This window comes from Streptomyces tremellae (assembly GCF_039540215.1).
Classification (GTDB): domain Bacteria; phylum Actinomycetota; class Actinomycetes; order Streptomycetales; family Streptomycetaceae; genus Streptomyces; species Streptomyces tremellae.
Map to the genome: position 1 here is coordinate 1 of NZ_BAABEP010000049.1, position 15,075 is coordinate 15,075.

General features: G+C 73.2%; 13 protein-coding genes and 1 pseudogene. 4 read left to right on the top strand and 10 right to left on the bottom strand.

Annotated elements, in window-relative coordinates; genetic code table 11:
* Nucleotides 1–110: 110 nt before the first annotated feature.
* From ABEA77_RS25740 to ssuE, 4 genes are all read right to left on the bottom strand, one after another.
* A complete protein-coding gene (locus ABEA77_RS25740) occupies nucleotides 111–1,220 on the bottom strand; it encodes an LLM class flavin-dependent oxidoreductase (protein WP_345652250.1) in 1,110 nt (369 codons plus the stop codon).
* Nucleotides 1,221–1,287: 67 nt separating this feature from the next.
* Nucleotides 1,288–2,553 carry an MFS transporter gene (locus tag ABEA77_RS25745; protein ID WP_345652253.1) on the bottom strand — a complete coding sequence of 422 codons (1,266 nt, stop codon included), beginning with the start codon at nucleotides 2,551–2,553 and terminating at the stop codon, nucleotides 1,288–1,290.
* Nucleotides 2,550–3,785: an LLM class flavin-dependent oxidoreductase gene (locus ABEA77_RS25750; RefSeq protein WP_345652256.1), complete on the bottom strand. Its 1,236-nt coding sequence runs from the start codon at nucleotides 3,783–3,785 to the stop codon at nucleotides 2,550–2,552. Before ABEA77_RS25750 ends, ABEA77_RS25745 begins: the two co-directional genes overlap by 4 nt.
* Nucleotides 3,786–3,875: 90 nt before the next feature.
* Nucleotides 3,876–4,427, bottom strand: coding sequence for an NADPH-dependent FMN reductase (gene ssuE, locus ABEA77_RS25755; protein WP_345652260.1), 552 nt, complete (start codon nucleotides 4,425–4,427; stop codon nucleotides 3,876–3,878).
* A 619-nt stretch (nucleotides 4,428–5,046) separates the two neighbouring features.
* On the opposite strand from ssuE, the gene ABEA77_RS25760 reads away from it, so the two are divergent.
* Entirely contained in the window at nucleotides 5,047–5,685 is a 639-nt protein-coding gene (locus tag ABEA77_RS25760; RefSeq protein ID WP_345652263.1) for a cysteine hydrolase family protein, read from the top strand.
* Between the two features lie 386 nt (nucleotides 5,686–6,071).
* Nucleotides 6,072–6,374, top strand: a complete 303-nt coding sequence (locus ABEA77_RS25765) for an SIP domain-containing protein (protein ID WP_425588389.1) — start codon at nucleotides 6,072–6,074, stop codon at nucleotides 6,372–6,374.
* A 95-nt stretch (nucleotides 6,375–6,469) separates the two neighbouring features.
* Here the strand turns inward: ABEA77_RS25765 and ABEA77_RS25770 are convergent, their stop codons facing one another.
* The 3 genes from ABEA77_RS25770 to ABEA77_RS25780 all read right to left on the bottom strand — a co-directional run bounded on the left by ABEA77_RS25770 (nucleotide 6,470) and on the right by ABEA77_RS25780 (nucleotide 10,540).
* Complete coding sequence (locus ABEA77_RS25770; RefSeq protein ID WP_345652266.1) at nucleotides 6,470–7,885, bottom strand: sugar porter family MFS transporter; 1,416 nt, start codon at nucleotides 7,883–7,885, stop codon at nucleotides 6,470–6,472.
* 146 nt (nucleotides 7,886–8,031) lie between these two features.
* Complete coding sequence (locus tag ABEA77_RS25775) at nucleotides 8,032–9,126, bottom strand: zinc-dependent alcohol dehydrogenase family protein (protein WP_345652269.1); 1,095 nt, start codon at nucleotides 9,124–9,126, stop codon at nucleotides 8,032–8,034.
* A 73-nt stretch (nucleotides 9,127–9,199) separates the two neighbouring features.
* Nucleotides 9,200–10,540 (bottom strand): MFS transporter, encoded by a 1,341-nt coding sequence (locus ABEA77_RS25780; RefSeq protein ID WP_345652272.1) that lies wholly within the window; start codon nucleotides 10,538–10,540, stop codon nucleotides 9,200–9,202.
* A 425-nt stretch (nucleotides 10,541–10,965) separates the two neighbouring features.
* Here ABEA77_RS25780 and ABEA77_RS25785 point away from each other — a divergent pair, with 425 nt between their 5' ends.
* Nucleotides 10,966–11,700 (top strand): FadR/GntR family transcriptional regulator, encoded by a 735-nt coding sequence (locus tag ABEA77_RS25785; protein ID WP_345652275.1) that lies wholly within the window; start codon nucleotides 10,966–10,968, stop codon nucleotides 11,698–11,700.
* Here the strand turns inward: ABEA77_RS25785 and ABEA77_RS25790 are convergent.
* Nucleotides 11,688–12,530: pseudogene (locus ABEA77_RS25790) on the bottom strand (histidine phosphatase family protein); the annotation flags it as partial. The gene ABEA77_RS25785 and the pseudogene ABEA77_RS25790 sit on opposite strands and share 13 nt — an antisense overlap.
* A gap of 110 nt (nucleotides 12,531–12,640) precedes the next feature.
* Here ABEA77_RS25790 and ABEA77_RS25795 point away from each other — a divergent pair.
* A complete protein-coding gene (locus tag ABEA77_RS25795; RefSeq protein WP_345652277.1) occupies nucleotides 12,641–13,063 on the top strand; it encodes a VOC family protein in 423 nt (140 codons plus the stop codon).
* Nucleotides 13,064–13,090: 27 nt separating this feature from the next.
* Here ABEA77_RS25795 and ABEA77_RS25800 read toward each other — a convergent pair whose 3' ends face one another.
* Both ABEA77_RS25800 and ABEA77_RS25805 read right to left on the bottom strand, forming a co-directional pair.
* Nucleotides 13,091–14,452 (bottom strand): MFS transporter, encoded by a 1,362-nt coding sequence (locus ABEA77_RS25800; RefSeq protein WP_345652280.1) that lies wholly within the window; start codon nucleotides 14,450–14,452, stop codon nucleotides 13,091–13,093.
* Nucleotides 14,449–15,045, bottom strand: coding sequence for an NADPH-dependent FMN reductase (locus tag ABEA77_RS25805; protein WP_345652282.1), 597 nt, complete (start codon nucleotides 15,043–15,045; stop codon nucleotides 14,449–14,451). The genes ABEA77_RS25800 and ABEA77_RS25805 overlap by 4 nt, the downstream gene beginning before the upstream one ends.
* Nucleotides 15,046–15,075 lie beyond the last annotated feature (30 nt).

Genomic DNA, 15,075 nt, shown 5'->3' on the forward strand with positions numbered 1-15,075 from the left:
CTCCGCCCCACCGGTCACGCATGCGGCTTGACACGATCATTGAGATTCTCCTTGAGGTCGTGGGAGGGGCTGGGGCGTTGGTCATGCCTCGGCGGGTGACCGGGCAGGGCTCAGGGGGTCTTGAACGCGGGGAGGATGTGCTCCGCGACCTCGTAGGCCCCTTCGAGCAGGGGCAGCGAGTCGAGGATGAAGATGTCGACGCCCGCCGCGTGGTACTCCCTCAGCCGGGCGGCGATGCTGTCGTAGCCGCCGACCAGGGCCATCGGCGGCCCCTGCTGGAGCAGCGAGATGCCGGGCCAGAGGTTGTCGTCGTGGGCGAGGTCGCGGGCGGCCGGCAGCCCGCCGTCACGCAGCACGTCGAGGGCCTTGGCGGGCAGGTGCGCGAAGACGCGGGACTGGGTGACGGACGTGCCGCCGCCGTTGCCGCCCTTCGCGATCAGCCCGAGCTTGCGGTCGAGGGTGGCCCTGCTGGTCGCGGCGAGCAGCCGGTCCGCCTTGCGCCAGGCGTCCTCGTCGGTGGCGCCGGTGATCAGCGAGGCGCGCAGCCCGATCCTGGGCGACCTGCCGTACTGCGCCGCCTTCTCCCGTACGGCCGCGGTCTTCTCGTTCAACTGCTCAAGGGGTTCCGAGAAGGTGAGGTACGCGTCCGCGAACCGGCCCGCCACGTCGAGTGCCTTGGGGGACGAACCGGAGAACCACAGCGGGATGTGGTCGCGGCGCGGCTCGACCCACGGGTTGCCGCGCGCGTTCTCCACGTCGACGTACCGGCCGCGGTACGTCACGGTCTCGCCCGCCACCAGGCGGTTGAAGACCTCCCAGTACTCGGCGTGCAGGTCGTAGCGCTCGTCGTTCTCCAGCCTGATGCCGTGCTGGCGCCACACCGGCGTCTCGGAGTTGATGACGTTGATCAGCAGCCGGCCGTCGAAGAGGTCGTCGAAGCTGATGGCCATGTTGGCGAGTTCGGTGACCGAGGTGAACTGCGGGCGCAGCGCGAGCAGCGGGCGGAAGTCGCGGGTGACGGCGGCCGCCGCGGTGCCGGTGACCCACACGTTGTGGCCGGTCGTGGAGAGCAGGGCGCCGCTGTAGGGCAGCCGGTCGAGCGCGGACGCGAGGGCCGTGATGTCGGGCAGCCTGATGTCGCGGCGCCCCTCGGGCTCCCATGGGTAGGGGCCGTCGTGCGTCACGTAGTACCAGAGGAATTCGGGGTCGGGACGTGTCATCGGTGCGCTCCTTGCGCGCGGGGGCGGTTCGGTACGGGAGGAGGGGCTGGCGCCCACGGCGCGGCGCTCACGCGGGGAGCCCCTTGCCGCGGGTCTCCGGCAGGCACAGCACGGCGACGGCGCCCAGCAGGTAGACGGGCGTGAAGATCACCGCGGCCCGGTCGAAGCCGCCGAGCGCGGAGGCCAGGGAGCCCGAGACGATCGAGGCGATCATGGCGAGGTAGCGGGCGCCCGAGAACACCGCGCTGATCGCCGTGGCCCGCATCCGCGTCGCGAAGAGTTCGGGCGTGTGCACCGCGTACCAGCTGTAGAGGCCGCCGGTGAACAGGCCCGCGACCAGCTGCGCGAGCGTCGCGGGTCCCGCCTCGTGCAGCCCGAGGAACACCACGGGCACGATCACGCACGATCCGGCGAGGAAGACCAGGGTGGTCGCCCTGCGTCCCCACGCCTCGGCGAGGAAGCCGAAGGCGATGCAGCCGGCGATCTCCCCGACGTTGTAGAGCGCCCCGGCCCAGCCGGTGTAGAAGGCCGTCCTGCGCGGGTCGTCGACGAGGCCGCCCACGAAGGTCGGCTGGTACGACGAGACGGCCCACCAGCCCACGGTGATGGCGACGGACACCCCGAGCGCGGCGAGGAACCTGCGGCCGGTCGCGCCGCGCAGCAGCCCGGCGCGCTCCCGGCGCCCACCGCCGCCGCTCGCCCACCGGGCGGACTCCGGGATGCGCCGGTACACCAGGGCGATGATCACCAGGGGCACCACGCCGAACACGTACATCCAGCGCCACGACAGGCCCCAGGTGGAGCCGATGAGGACCCACAGCGCGGACACGACGAGGCCGCCGAGCGAGAACCCCGCCTGGAGCAGTCCCGCGCCGCGGGTGCGCCACCGCTCGGGCCAGGTCTCCTGGAGCAGCGAGGTGCCCACGCCCCACTCGGCGCCGATGCCGACGCCGGTGAAGAAGCGGGTGACGCCGAGCAGCCACCAGGTGCCCGTGGTGGCCGCGACCACGGTCGCCAGGCTGTAGAGGGCGACGCCCGCGACCATCGTCCTGCGGCGGCCGAGCCGGTCGCCGACGATGCCGCCCACGATGCCGCCGGTGGCCCAGCCCGCCAGGGTGATGGCGAGGAGGTAGCCCATGTAGCGCGGCACGGCGGCCGCCTGGGCCGCGGGGAGCAGGTCGAGCAGGGCGGGCCTGCCCGTGATGATCAGGACGAAGGTGTCGTAGCCGTCCGCGACCCAGAACACCAGGGTGATGGCGAGGACGAGCCAGGAATCGCGGCCGAGCGCGGGCCCCTTCGCCCGGTCCACGGCCGGGGGCGAGACCGCGGTCATGACGCGCCTCCCTCAGGGGCCGTGCGGGCGCCGGCCGCGTGCCGCCCGCCGGCGGGCGGCACGGGCTTGCGCAGCCCTGCCTCCTCCAGCAGCGGCAGGATCTCGCGGCCGAAGTGGTCGAGGTCGGGCAGGTAGTCGTAGAAGGTGAGCTGGACGCCGTCGACGCCGGTGGCGTGCAGCCGGTCCAGCCGGTCGGTGACCTCCTCGGGCGAGCCGACGATGTGCAGGTGACCGCCGACGGCCCGGCCGCGCGCGGTGTGTTCGAGCCAGGACTTGCTGTCGCCGGCCGCGTGCCGCGACTGGAACGCGCCGATCGACTCCAGGTCCGCGTGGTCCTGGATGGCCTGGTAGTACGCGTGCGCCTCGGCGCTGGTGGGCCGCGAGACCACCGTCGGGTTGATGATCACGCGCACCTCGCGGCCCTGCCCGCGGGCGGCCTCCTTCACGGCCCGCACATGCGCGGGCAGCGCGGCGAGCGCGTCGTCGATCTGCTCCCCCGCGGGGCTGGAGATGAAGACGATGTCGGAGTGGCGCCCCGCGTAGGCGAACCCGGCGGGCGAGCCGCTCGCGGAGACCAGGACGGGCCTGCCGAAGGCGGGCCGCGGCGAGACGTACGCCTCCTTGAGGGACCAGTGCTCGCCCTCGAAGGTGAGGTTGTCCTCGCCCGCCCACAGATCCTTGGCGACGGAGACGAACTCGTCGGCCATCTCGTACCTGCGGTCGTGCTCGGGGCGCGTCATGCCGAACATGGCGGACTCCGTGTCGGCGTACCCGGTCACGATGTTCGCCCCGAACCTGCCGCCCGAGACGTGGTCGGCGGTGGCGAGGAACTTGGCGACGTGCAGCGGGTGCCACGGCCCGTAGAGCGCGTGGATGGTGCCGAGCAGCAGGATCGAGCGGGTCGCCGAGGCGAGGGCGACGGCGGAGACGAACGGGTCGAGGAAGTTCTCCCGGTAGTGGCTCGCGCCGCCGAACCCGCCCTTCGGCAGCCACTGCGAGAGGCCGAAGGCGATGTCGAAGCCGAGGTCCTCGGCGCGGCGGGTGAGTTCGAGGTTGTAGTCGAAGGTCCAGTCGGTGCCGCGCGGCAGCGTGGACTGGGACCAGCCGCCGGTCTGCAACGGCAGGAAGACGCCCAGCATCAGCGGCTGCCTGAAGGCCCGGCTCAGCGGGCTGTCGGGGAAGTCCTGCGGCTGGGGTGGCACGGCGAGGGTCGTGCGGTCGCGTACGGACACGGGGGCTCCAGGAGGTGCGGAAGAGTACGGACCCGCCTCAGGTAAAAAATAATTTATATGGTCTGAGGCGAGAAAAAACGCGGGCAGGGCTCAGCGGACGGCGCTCAGGTCGGACTGCGAGGCCAGCGCCCGGGTGAACCGGTCGACGACCTTGTGCAGCCCCTCCTCCGCGGCCGGGTCGACGCTCACCCCTCCGTCGTGGACGGTGATGTGACGGTCGAGCACGAACCAGCCCTGCACGACGTGATGGGCCCCCATCGACGAGAGCACAGGGCGCAGCGCGTAGTCGATCGCGAGGACGTGCGTGGCCGTGCCTCCGGTGGCCAGCGGCAGCACGGTCTTGCCCGCGAGCGCGGACTGCGGAAGCAGGTCGAGCAGGGACTTCAGCAGGCCCGAGTAGGCCGCCTTGTAGATCGGGGTGCCGACGATGATCCCGTCGGCGCTCTCCACCAGGTCGACGGCGCGGGCGATGCCCGGGTCCGAGGTGTCGGCGTGCAGCAGCGGCCCGGCCGGCAGCGTCCGCACGTCGAGCGGTACGACGGTGTGGCCGTGCTCGGCGACCCTGGCGTCCAGGTGGCGCAGGAGCCGCGCGGTGCGGGAGGAGGCGGACGGGCTTCCGGAGAGGGACAGGACGGTGGCCATGAGCACTCGTTTCGTCGTGAGCGTGCGCCGGAGCACCCCGCCGTGCGCACCCGGGCACGGCGGGTCCTGCCTGATGTGCGACACGGGTGGCGGAGCCGTCCCAGGACGACGGAGGTCCGGCCCGGGGCAGGGGGATCGGAAGGAGAGGGGGCTGCGGCGGTCCGGAGCTTCAGCGGTCCGGACGGGCGGGGCGCAAAGGCGCGGGGGCCGCGGCGGAAGGGGCCCGCGGTACGAGGAAGCGCGCCCTCAGTGAGCGGCGGGACAGCAGAAGGTGCTGGCGAGACGACCATAGTCGACGTGGCGCCGTCGCGTGAGCGTTGATCCGACCTTCATACCAAATAGCCAAACAGGTCGAAGCCGTCCACGTCAAGAAGGGACCACATGCTGGCGGGCGGACCCGCGAGGGCGCCAGGACCGCCCCGGCCAGGCCGCCCCGGGGTGGGCCCGAGGGGCCTCCCGGCCCGCCTCCGACCGGGTCAGGACCGGTGCGCGCGGGACGCCAGGACCGCCCGGCCGGGCCGCCCCGGGGTGCCCGCGGGGTGCCCGTGCCGCCACCGGCCGCCGTACGATCCGAGCCGCCGTACGCCCGCGCCGGACGAGAAGCAGAGGAGCACGCCCCGTGACCAACCGCCCCGACCCGAGCCGCAGCGCCCTGCTCACCATCGACGTGCAGAACGACTTCACCCTGCCCGGCTCTCCCCACGCCATCCCCGGCACCCACGAACTGGTGCCCGCCATGGCGGAGATCGCCGCCGCGTTCCGCGCCCGCCGGCTGCCGGTGGTGCACGTCGTACGGCTCTACCTGCCGGACGGGTCGAACGCGGAGCTCTCCCGCCGGGACGCCCTGGCCGGCGGCGCGCGGATCGTGCTGCCCGGCTCGCCCGGCAGCGGGCTGCGCCCCGAACTGGCGCCCTGCCCGGTGGAGTTGGACCACGCCGCCCTGCTCCGGGGCGCGTTCCAACCGGTGGGAGAGGCCGAATGGCTGATGTACAAGCCGCGTTGGGGCGCCTTCTTCGGCACGGGACTCACCGGGCATCTGCGCGGCCTCGGCGTCGACACGGTCGTCGTGATCGGCGCCAACTTCCCCAACTGCCCCCGCACCACCCTCTACGAGGCCAGCGAACGCGACTTCCACGCCGTCGTCGTCCCCGACGCCGTCTCGCGCGCGTACCCGCGGGGCATGGACGAATGCGCCGAGATGGGCGCGCTCGTACTCGGCGCCCGCGAACTCATCGGCTGGCTGCCCCCGTCGCCCTGACGGCGCCGCCGTCACGCCGGGGGCGGCGGCGCCGGCGCGGCGTCCGTGGCGAAGGCGTGCCTGCAGTGCCGGAGCAGTTGTTCGAGGGCGGCTTAGCGGCCCGCGGCCACACCTGGCAGAGCAGCGCCGCCCCGGTTGTAGTCCCGCCGGCCCTGTGACCGGGAAGGTGCACGGGGCTGAGCTGCCGGGACCTCGTGGTGGCGGGCGTTCTGGTCGCGCCGGCGAAGGCAGGCGTGCAGGGCGTGTGGCGGAGATCCTCCCAGGTTGGCTCACGTGAGTGCCCGCGGGGCGGAGTCACCGATACGTCGGACCGGTCGGGTGAAGACAGCGGTCCGGCCCGGCAGCGGCGGGACCTGATCGGCTCGGCGGCAGAGCTCGACGGCTGGATGGCCGGCGACCGGCGGCGGAGCCGGCCGAGCCGTTCGCCTTCGCGGTCGACACGGACCCGTGGGCGACCGGCTCGGCCGGGTGCCCCGGTCGACCGGCTCGGCCGGGTGCCCCGGGGCGGGACGTCCCTGCCGGACGCCGTACGACGCCTCGCTCCCGGACCCGGCGGGATCGCCTACGTCGCCGGGGAGGCACGGGACGTGCAAGCAGTGCGGCGGGTGCTCGTCCAGGAAGCGGGCTGGGACCGGCGCGCGGTCCTGACCAAGCCGTTCTGGACGCCGGGCAGCAAGGGGATGGACTGACGGCCAGGACGTACGCCACCGTCCGCCACGAGCGATCCACAGGTACGGAGCACGGCCCAGGCGCGTGTGCAGCCGGGCGCCCCCGGCGGGGGTGCTCAGCCCATGTCCTCCAGCCTCCTGCCCCTGGTCTCGCGGACGAACTTCGCGGCGAACGGGAGGGAGAGCGCGGCGAAGGCGGTGTAGACGAGGTAGGTCCCGCCGAGGTTCCAGTCGGACAGGCTGGGGAACGTCGCCGTGACGACCCAGTTGGCGACCCAGACGGCGGCCGAGGAGACGCCGAGGGCGGCGGCGCGGATCGCGACGGGGAACATCTCCCCGAGCATGACCCACAGCACCACGCCCCACGACGAGGCGAAGCACAGCACGAACACATGGGCCGCCACGAGCGCCACCAGCCCCTGAGCGTGCGGGAGCCTGCCGTCCACGAGGTGCGCGGAGAACGCCCACGCCTCGCAGGCCAGGGACAGCGCCATGCCGGCGGAGCCGACCAGCACGAGGGGCTTGCGGCCCACCCGGTCCACCAGCAGCACCGCGACGACCGTGCCCACGATGTTCACCAGCGACGTGGTGAAGGAGTAGAGGAAGGAGCTGCCCGGGTCGATGCCCACGGACTGCCACAGCGTCGCCGAGTAGTAGAACGCGACGTTGATCCCGACGAGTTGCTGGAACAGCGCCATCCCGATGCCCACCCAGACGATGCCGCGCAGCCCGAGCACGGGCCCGCGCAGGTCGCGGAAGGCGGGGCGCGCGCCGCTCGCCAGGTGGTCGCGGATCTCGGCGATCCGCCCGTCGAGTCCGGGCCCCTCGCCCTCCAGCCTGACCAGGATCCGGCGCGCCCGCTCGGTGTGGCCCCGCGCGATGAGGTGGCGCGGCGACTCGGGGATCACGAACGAGAGGAGCCCGTACACCAGGGACGGCACGACCATGACGCCGAGCATCCACTGCCACGCCTCAAGACCGGCGAGCGTGCCGCGCTGGTCGCCGTGGGCGAACCTGAGGATCAGCCAGTTGACGAGCTGGGAGACGGCGATGCCGGTCACGATGGCCGCCTGCTGGAACGAGGCGAGCCTGCCCCGGTACGCGGGCGGCGCGACCTCCGCGATGTAGGCGGGGCCGATGACGGACGCCATGCCGATGCCGAAGCCGCCGATCACCCGCCAGGCCGAGAGGTCCCCGATGCCCGTGGGCAGCGCGGAGCCGACGGAGCTGACGCAGAACAGGGCCGCCGCGATGCGCATGCAGCCGAGGCGCCCGATGCGGTCGGCGATCCGGCCCGCGACGGCAGCGCCGATCGCGGAGCCGATCAGCGCGACGGCGATGACCTGGGCGAGGGCCGCGGAGCCGATGTCGTACCTGTCACGTACGGCCTCGACCGCGCCGTTGATGACGGAGCTGTCGTAGCCGAAGAGGAACCCGCCCATGGCGGCGGCGGCCGCCACGAGGACGACCTGCCTCAGGCGGGTGGGGGCCGCGAGGCCGGGGACGGGCGGGGCGGGCGGTGTGGGGGTCATGAGTTCTTCCCGGGGGATCTGGCAGGGGGAGCCTTCCGGGCAGGACTGCACCATTCCGCCGACGGCAGGTCAATATTTATTTCGTAATTAATGTGCGTGGGGTCGGCCGTCGTCCCCCGGGCGGCAGCCGGGGGCAGCCGGGGACGTCAGTCGTCGAAGACGAGGCAGACCTTGCCCGCGGCCCGGCCCACGGCCGCCTCGTACGCCCGGCCCGCCTCCGCCTGCGGGAAGCGGTCGCTGACCAGGGCCTCCGGGTGCAGACCCCGGCGGGCGAGCAGCTCCGCGAGGCGTGTCATGCCGGGCACGGAGGTGACCCACGAACCGGAGATCAGCACCTGCTTGTGCAGGACGTCCTCGGAGACGTCGAGGGACATCGGGCCGCCCTCGCCGACCAGCGCCAGCCTGCCGCGCACCCGGAGGGACCTCAGCGCAAGCGAGCGGGCCGCGGGGTGGCCCGAGCAGTCGACCGCGGCCTCCACGCCGGTGCCGCCCGTGAGGGCGCGCACCGCGTCGAGCGGCGCGTCCGAGGAGTCGATCACCTCGTCGAACAGGCCGAGGCCGCGCGCCCACGCCATCCGGCCCGGCACCACCTCGGCCCCGTACACGGTGGAGACGCCGAGCGCCCGCGCCACCAGCGCGGCGGCGGCCCCGACCGGGCCGAGCCCGGTGACGAGGAGCCGGTCGGCGCCGCTGACACCGATGCGCGTCAGCGCCTCGTACACCGTGCCGACGCCGCAGGCGATGAACGCGCCGTCGACGTACGTGAGCGGCTCGGGCAGCGGCACGCAGGTGTTCTCGTCCGCGAGGAGGTACGGCGCGTGGCCGCCGTCGCGCTGCCAGCCATAGGCGGCGCGGAGCTCTGACGTGCAGCCGATGAAGTAGCCGCGGGAGCACTCCTCGCACTGGCCGCAGCCGGAGATGTGGTAGACGGCGACGCGGTCGCCGGGGCGCAGTCGCCGGCAGCCGGGGCCGGCCTCCACGACCTCCCCCGCGGGCTCGTGGCCCGCGACGACGCCTCGGTAGGCGGCGCCGCCCTCGCCGATGTGGCCGTTGTAGATGTAGTGGATGTCGCTGCCGCAGATCCCGGAGGCGCGGGTGCGCAGCAGCACCTGCCCCTCGCCGGGTACGGGCACCGCGGTCTCGCGCAGCGCGACCGTGCCGTCGCCCGGCAGGTACGCGCCCGTCATCCGGGCGGGCACGGCGGGGCCGGGGGCTCCGGAGGGTGAGGCGGAGGCGGTCATGGTGGTCCCTGCCCTTCGTTTTCTGGTCCTTCGGGGCGTGGGCGCGGGGCGCGCTCCCACGGGTGACTGCGGGTCAGGCGCGCGCAGCGCCCGCGGTGGCGGCCTCCTTCGCGGCGGCGGCCCGCAGCTCTCCGGGGTCCTCGTCGACGCGCAGCAGGAGCCAGGTGAGCACGGCGCCCGCCACGTACATCCCCGCGTAGATCAGCACCACGCCGGTGTGCCCGACGAGCGGGTCGAACACCGCGTACGTGAGCGGCCCGACGAAGGTGGACAGGCCGGCGGCGAGGCTGTAGACGCCCATCGCGTTGCCCTTGTCCTCCTCGCGGACCAGGGAGGGCAGCAGGGCGGAGAGCGGGATGTACCCGGCCAGCATGATGCCGTAGAGGACCGTCGCGGCGAGCGCCAACGGGTAGTTGCCGGGGTCGAGTTGGGGAAGCCAGTAGAGGACGAGCACACCGGCGGCGCAGCCGGTGCCGCCGGCCAGGGCGATGGTGTGCCGCCAGCCGAAGCGGTCGCTGAGCCGGCCGAGCACCGGGTCGGCGAGGATGCCGATGACGCCCATGAAGCTCACGAGCGCCAGGTACTCGGAGGTGCCAAGGCCGATGCGGTCGCTGAAGAAGGACGGGAGGAAGACGAAGAAGCCGAAGTACGGCGTCGTGTTGATCATCCGGACGAGCGCGGCGACACCGGTGCGCGGATAGCGCCTCAACACACTGATCCCGCGCAGCAGTTCGGTTCGCGCACGGGGGCGCTCGCCTACCGTGACGGGCCGGGTGCCATGCGCCTCGCGCACGGCGAGGGAGCCGATGAGGCCGCCCGCCGCCACGAGCCCGAGGGAGAGCCAGAAGGTCGCGTACGCGCCCACGAGCGGGATCGCCACCGCGGCGAGCGCGGAACCGATGGTGGGCAGCCCCGCGCTGTAGGCGAACCAGAACCAGCCGGCCGCGGAACCGCGCAGCTCGCTGCGGCTGGTCAGCTGGACCCAGAGCAGGAAGGCATAGGCGAAGAGAGGGTAGGCGACACCGCGCAGGCCGTAACAGACGTACACCAGCGCGTGGTTGCCGCTGGGGAGCGCGACGGCCAGGAAGAGGACCTCGAACACGACCCAGAGCGCGGCACCCAGCCGCATCACCCGGCGCGGGCCCCACAGCGTGGACAGCGCGCCGGAGAACCAGGAGCCCACGGCCACGAACGCGCCGTAGACGCTGATGACGAGGCCCGCCGAGTGGTCGCCGAAGCCCCAGTCGGCGAGGTAGGGCTCCAGGTAGTTCGACTCGACGCCGTCGCCGATCATGAAGACGAGGACCGCCAGGTAACCCCACGCCAGGGGGCGCGGTATGCCGATCCGTTCCACCAGCGGGAGCGGCCCTGGCGGCGCCGGCTCCCCCTCGGGCCCACCGGAGGTCGTACGCATCCAGGCTCCTCCTCATCCCGGCGCCGCAACCGCCGGCGTGGGGGTGCCGGCGGCGGCTGTGCGCCATCGCACGGCCGCCATTAAATATGAATTAATAAGGCTCCTCAATAGTGACCTGCATCACAGAGGGGTGGGCGGGCGCCCGTCCTGCGCCCTGTGCCGGGCGGGTGGGCGTCCGCCCGCACCCGGCGGCCCCCGGTCCACACCCGGCGGTTCCCGGTCCACACCCGGCGGCCACCGGAGCGCACCTGCGGACACCGGCAGCCACCGGACCACGCTCGGCGGCCACCGGGGTCGGCGCCCCGGCCCGCCGGGCCACCCCGGCGACCGGGGAGAGGGGCGCGGACGGCGATAATCGCCCTCTGAGGTGGCCGCCGCGCGGTGGGGGCGCGCCACCGCCGCGCAGAGCGAGGAGACGGAGCGCCATGGCGTCGTACGCGGGCCGGGGCACGCACGGCCGGGTGGTCGAGCAGCTGGGCTACCGCGTCGTCTCGGGCGAGGTGCCTGAGGGCGCCACGCTCGACCCCAGGGAACTCGTCGGCGAACTCGGCGTCAGCCTCACCGTCGTCCGCGAGGCCCTGCGGGTCCTGGCGAGCAAGGAGTTGGTCGCCTCCCGGCAGAAGCGCGGGACGTTCGTCCGTCCGCGCGCCGAGTGGAACACACTCGACGCGGACGTCATCCGCTGGCGCGTGGCCTGCGGCAAGGGCGAGTCGCTGCTGCGCGACCTCCAGGAGCTGCGCGTGATCGTCGAACCGGCGGCGGTGCGCTGCGCCGCGCAGCGCCGCACGGACGACGACCTCGCCGCGCTCGACCTGGCGCTCGGAGCGATGGCCGGGGCCCGCGGCGAGGGCGAGGCCGCAGCAGCCGACGCCGCCTTCCACCGCGCGCTCCTGCACGCCTCCGGCAACGAGATGCTGACCAGGCTCGACGACCTCATGAAGGCCGCCCTCCAGGCCAGGGACAGCCTCGTCCACGGCTCCGCGGGCGCGGCGGGCGACCCGGTCCCCAGCCACCGCGCCGTCCTCGACGCGGTGCGCGAGCGCGACCCGGACCGCGCCGCCGCGGCCATGGCCGACCTGCTCGCCCTGGCCCGCGCCGACGCCGACCACGCCCTGCGCACGGCGCGCACCCCGGAGGGACGCGGACGTCAGCGCAGGTAGGACGTGTCATTGAAGACTCGCAACGAGGCGCTGCCGTCCGGGTAGTAGGCGATGGCCGAGGTCGAGGCAGGTGAGAGCTCCATGCGGAAGAGGGCCTCGGGCGGTGCGCCGAGCGCCCGCCGGACGAGGGTCTTGACGGGCGTCACATGCGTCACGACGAGGACGGTGCGGCCCGCGTACCGCGCCAGGAGGGCGGCGAGCGCGGCCTCGACCCGCTCGCCGAGCGCGCCGAAGCTCTCCCCTCCGGTCGGCGGGGCCCAGGGGGAGGACTGCCACGCGGCCAGGTCCGCCGGGTGGCGCTCCCTGGCCTCGGCGAAGGTGAGCCCCTCCCAGGCCCCGAAGTCGGCCTCCCGCAGGTCGTGTTCGACGTGGACGTCGAGTCCGGTCCGCGCGGCGACCGCGCCCGCAGTCTCGACGCAGCGCCCGAGGGGCGAGGAGACCACGTCCTGGATGCCGGCCCGCGCGGCGAGTTCCGCGGCGGCCGCCGCCGCCTGCCGCCGGCCTGCCGCCGACAGGCACGGGTCGTCGCCGCCGCTCCCGGAGAACCGCTTCTCCGGGGTGAGGGCCGTCTCGCCGTGGCGCAGCAGCACCAGCACGGTGGGGGCGCCCGCGTCGGCGGCGGCGCTCCAGCCGACGGTGGCGCCGGCCGGGGAGGGCGCGGCGGGTGCCGCGCCCGCGTCCCGGGCTCGGGCGCCGCGGGCCTCGGCCGCCCCCGGCGGGGACGCGGGCCCCCCGGCGGTGCCCTGCGGGGGTGTCCTGTCGGCCTGCGGGGTGTTCACTGCGCCTCCCTGGGCTGTGTCGGCGTGCGGGGTACGGCGGCGGGACGGGGGTCCGGTGTGCGGCGGCGAGGCCGCCGGCAGAGGGCCTGCGGGCAGGACCCGGAGGCGTGCGCCGGGCGGCGTTACAGTGGCCGCCAGCAGCAGCGACCTTGAGGAGCAAGATGCCGAAGAACGGCCGGCTGAGTGAACTCCCCCTCGCCAACGTGAGGTTCGCTCGGCCAACCGCCAAGCTGGCGGAGTGCAGGCGCTTTTACCACGAGGTGCTCGGCCTCCCGGTGATCGCCGAGTTCTCCGGACACGCGGGATATGACGGAGTGGTGATCGGACTGCCGGACGAAGCCGTCCAGTTGGAGCTGGTCCACGACGGCGGGGCCGTGCCCGAGCCGTCGCCGGAGAACCAGGTCGTGCTGTACCTCGGGGACACCGCCGCGGTGGAGGGCGCGGCTGCGCCGGTGCGCGCGGCGGGCCACAGGACCGTGGTGACGGCCAACCCTTACTGGTCGGACCGCGGCGCGGTCGCCTTCGAGGACCCCGACGGGTGGGTCGTGATCCTCGCCCCCTGGGCCTACGGGCAGGAGGGCTGAGGCACGGCCCGGGGCCGCCGCCTCCGGTCAGGTCCCGGCGCTGTCGCCCTCCGGTGGGGCGTTCCCGCGCGGAGCGTCCCCCTCCCGGCCGGCCTCCCTGGCGCTGCCGCGCTTCCTGACCGCGGCCGCGACCAGCAGCGGCAGCCGGCCCGCCAGCACCAGGAGGCTGAGGGCCACTCCGAAGCCGATGGCGGCGGCCCCCACGTAGAGGCTGCCGGGGGCACCCCACACGCCGGGGTCGGCGAGTGCGCCGAGGATCAGGCCGCCGATCAGCGAGGACCCCTGCATGATCAGCCCGTACACGGACATGATGCGGCCCCGCATGGTGGGTTCGCTGCGCTGGAGCAGCAGGGTGCTGGTGCTGGCCGTCGTCGCGGCGATCGCGCCGCCGAGCGGGAACATGATGACGATGGCGAGCCACGGCACGCGCGTGAGGGCGAGGGCGCACATCGAAAGGGCCAGCACGAGGACATAGGTCCGCTGGGTCCTGTCGGTGACCTGGCGGGTCGTCGCGATGAGGAGCGACGAGACGACGGCGCCGATCGAACTCACCGTCAGCAGTGTGCTGGTGAGCCCGAGCCCGCTGTGCAGGGTGTTGGTGGCGAGCAGTGGCAGTGTGACGTCGAAGTTGAGCGCGAACACCGCCATGACGGCGAGGATCACCAGGGGCGCCATGATGGTGGGCCTGGTCCGCAGCTCCGAAAGACCCTCGCGGACCAGCGCCCGCCGCGCGTCGGCCTGCGGCGCGATCGGGCGCACCTTCATCCTGACGAGGATGAAGAGGACCACGCCGAACGAGAGGGCGTTGATCAGGAAGGGCGCGGGCAGCCCCCAGACCGCCACGAGCACCGGCGCGAGGCCCACCCCCACCGCCCGCGTGCCCTGGAACACGGCGCTGCTGAGGGCCACGGCGCTCGGGCGCGTCTCGTCGTCGACGAGTTCGGCGACGAGCGCCTGGCGGGCGGGCGAGTCGACGGAGTTGGTCATGCCGAGGACGAAGGCGGCGACCCAGACGATGGGGAGGCTGATCACGCCGGCCCAGGTGGTGAGCCCGAGCCCGAGCGCCACCATCCCCGAGACGGTCTGGGTGACCAGCAGGACCTTGCGCTTGTCCCGGCTGTCCGCGATGGCTCCGCCCCACAGGGTCAGCAGGATCGGCGCGGACTGCACCGCGGACGTCACCCCGAGCATGAAGCCGTCGTTGGGCGCGAGCACTTGGACGACCAGCCAGATCTGACCGGTGAACTGGAGCCATGTGCCGATCAGGGAAATCGTCTCGGCTATCAGGTAATTCCGGTACTGCCTGACCCTGAGCGCGCGGAGCGCCGTACTGAAGCGGCCCCGCCGCGCCACCTGCCCCACGGTGGGTTCCGCCGTCTTCCTGTTCAACGGGGAACCCGCAGGGAGGAGAACGCTTCGATGAATTTCACCAGCTCGTCACACATGATTTCACAGCGCCTCACCACGTTTCCGGGTTTGATTTGCCCGGTCTCCTGGTCGAAGTCCGCTTGAGAACTCGCGACCTGCATGGGCACCGCCCAGCCGGACAGCGCCTTCACCACGGAGCGCAGATGTTCGCACGCAATGGTCGCACCACGTTCAGAACCCGCGTTGGCGAGCAGTGCGACCGGCTTGTTCTCGAACGCGTCGGCTTCCAAATGGTCGAGGGCGCTTTTGAGCAGGCCGGAGTAGCTCGAATGGAAGACCGAGGTCGCGAGCACCACCCCGTCCGCGGCTGCGACGCGGGCGCGCAGCTCCCTGGCGCCCTCGTGCGGATAGACCCCGCCTCTGCCGTAGGCCTCGGTGTCGAGCATGGCGAGAGGGAGATCCCGCAGGTCAAGCAGGTCAACTTCGCAGTCGTGCACCCGCAGTCGGTCAGCCACCGCCGTCGCGAGCCGACGTGACCACGCCGCGGGGCTCGGGCTCCCCAGTATGCAGAGAATCTTCACCGGATATCCTTTGCTCGGCTGCGGATCGACCACTTACGCGACGGTCCGGCGATTCTCGGATGC